We start from the raw sequence: 1,905 nt of genomic DNA, 5'->3' as shown, positions 1-1,905 counted from the left end.
TTCCGATCTGGGCGGAGCCCCAGGAAACCCGGCTCCGCCGGGCACCGGGCTCCGCCCGGACCCGCGCCTCAAACGCCGGCGAGGCTGGTTTGGCTCCGGCAAGGCTGGGTTTAGCGCGGGCGAGGCTGGGTTTGGCTCCGGCCGGCGAGGCTTAAAGCTCACCCGGATGGGTCAGCTCGGGGGCGGGGGTGGCGGAGCGCGCACAGGATGGTGGCATGCCGAGAAAAGCCTGGCGGGTCACCGCCGCCGCCGCGCTCGCCGCCGCACTGCTCAGCACGGCCGCCTGCGCCGACGACGGCGACGAGAAGAGGACGAAGGCCGGCGGCACCGAGCAGGTCAAGCCCCCCAAATGGGGCGAGTGCCCGGCCCCCACCCCCCTGGAGGGCGGCGGCCAGGCCCCGCCCAAGGACTGGCAGTGCGCCACCGTCGACGTGCCCCTCGACTACGCGAAGCCCGAGGGCGAGACGGTCCCGATCGCCCTGATCCGCGCCAGGGCACGCGACGAGAAGAACCGCATCGGCTCCCTGATCTTCAACTTCGGCGGCCCCGGCGGCTCCGGCATCACCACCCTCCCCGGCGCCGCCAAGGAGTACGAGGCCCTGCGCGCCCGCTACGACCTGGTCAGCTTCGACCCCCGCGGGGTGGGCCGCAGCGCCCCCGTCCGCTGCGAGAACGACAAGCAGCTGGACGCGTACTACGCCCAGGACTCCTCCCCCGAGACCCCGCAGGAGGAGAAGGCCTTCGTCGACAACATCAAGCAGTACACGCAGGCCTGCCGGCAGAACTCCGGGAAGCTCCTCCCCTACGTCGGCACCTCCAACGCCGCCCGCGACCTGGACCGCATCCGCCAGGCCCTCGGAGACGAGAAGCTGCACTACTTCGGGATCTCCTACGGCACCGAACTCGGCGGGGTCTACGCCCACCTCTTTCCCAAGAACGTCGGCCGGGCCGTCTTCGACGCCGTCGTGGACCCGACCAAGACCTCCGAGGAGGGGGCGCTGGGCCAGGCCAAGGGCTTCCAGCTCGCGCTCGGCAACTTCGCCCAGGACTGCGTGGACCGCGGCGACGAGTGCCGGCTCCAGGGCAGCACCGCCAAGGAGATCGAGGCCGGTGTCCTCAAGCTCCAGAAGGACCTGGACGCGAAGTCCATCCCGGGCATCGGCGGGCGACGGCTCACCGAGAGCGCCGCGACCAACGGCATCGCGCAGGCGCTGTACTCCAAGGAGCTGTGGCCGCTGCTGGAACAGGGCCTCGACGAGGCGGAGGGCGGGCAGGGGCAGCTGCTGCTGCGCCTGTCCGACGCACTCAACGGCCGTGACGAGCAGGGGCGTTACAGCAACCTCGGCGCGGCCAACACCGCCATCAACTGCGTGGACTCCAAGGACCGCTACACCCTGCAGCAGACCAAGGCCAGGCTGCCGAGGTTCCGTTCGACCTCGCCCGTCTTCGGGGACTTCCTCGGCTGGGCGCTGATGGGCTGCACCGACTGGCCGGTCCCCGGCGCCTCGGAGACCCCGGACGTCTCCGCCCCCGGAGCCGCCCCGATCCTGGTGATCGGCAACACCGGCGACCCGGCCACCCCGTACGAGGGCGCCCGCAGGATGGTGGAGCGGCTCGGCCCCGGCGTCGGCGTGGAGCTCACCTACAAGGGCGAGGGACACGGCGCGTACAACAGCGGCGACGTCTGCGTACAGCAGGCGGTGAACACGTACCTGCTCGAGGGGAGGCCCCCGGGCCCGGGCACCGTCTGCACCGCGACCTAGTGGAACGCCGGAGGGGGGGGGGGGGGGGGGGGGGGGGGGGGTGCCCCCCCGGGGGGGGGGGTGGGGGGGGGGGGGGGGGGGGGGGGGGGGGGGGGGTTGCCTCCTGCCTCTCCGGAAGGCGCTGCTGTGTTGGGGGCGGGAA

At 72.8% G+C, this 1,905-nt stretch carries 1 protein-coding gene; it reads left to right on the top strand.

The genetic code is table 11. From position 1 onward, the window contains the following. Positions 1-215: 215 nt before the first annotated feature. The gene (locus tag ACZ4TV_RS08955) at positions 216-1,763 is read left to right on the top strand and encodes an alpha/beta hydrolase (protein WP_468132288.1); all 1,548 of its coding nucleotides are present in this window, start codon (positions 216-218) and stop codon (positions 1,761-1,763) included. Positions 1,764-1,905: the final 142 nt, after the last annotated feature.

This window comes from Streptomyces sp. NPDC028910 (genome assembly GCF_055564955.1).
The sequence above is the reverse complement of the archived record's forward strand: the minus strand, read 5'-3'. Positions and strand labels throughout refer to the sequence as shown.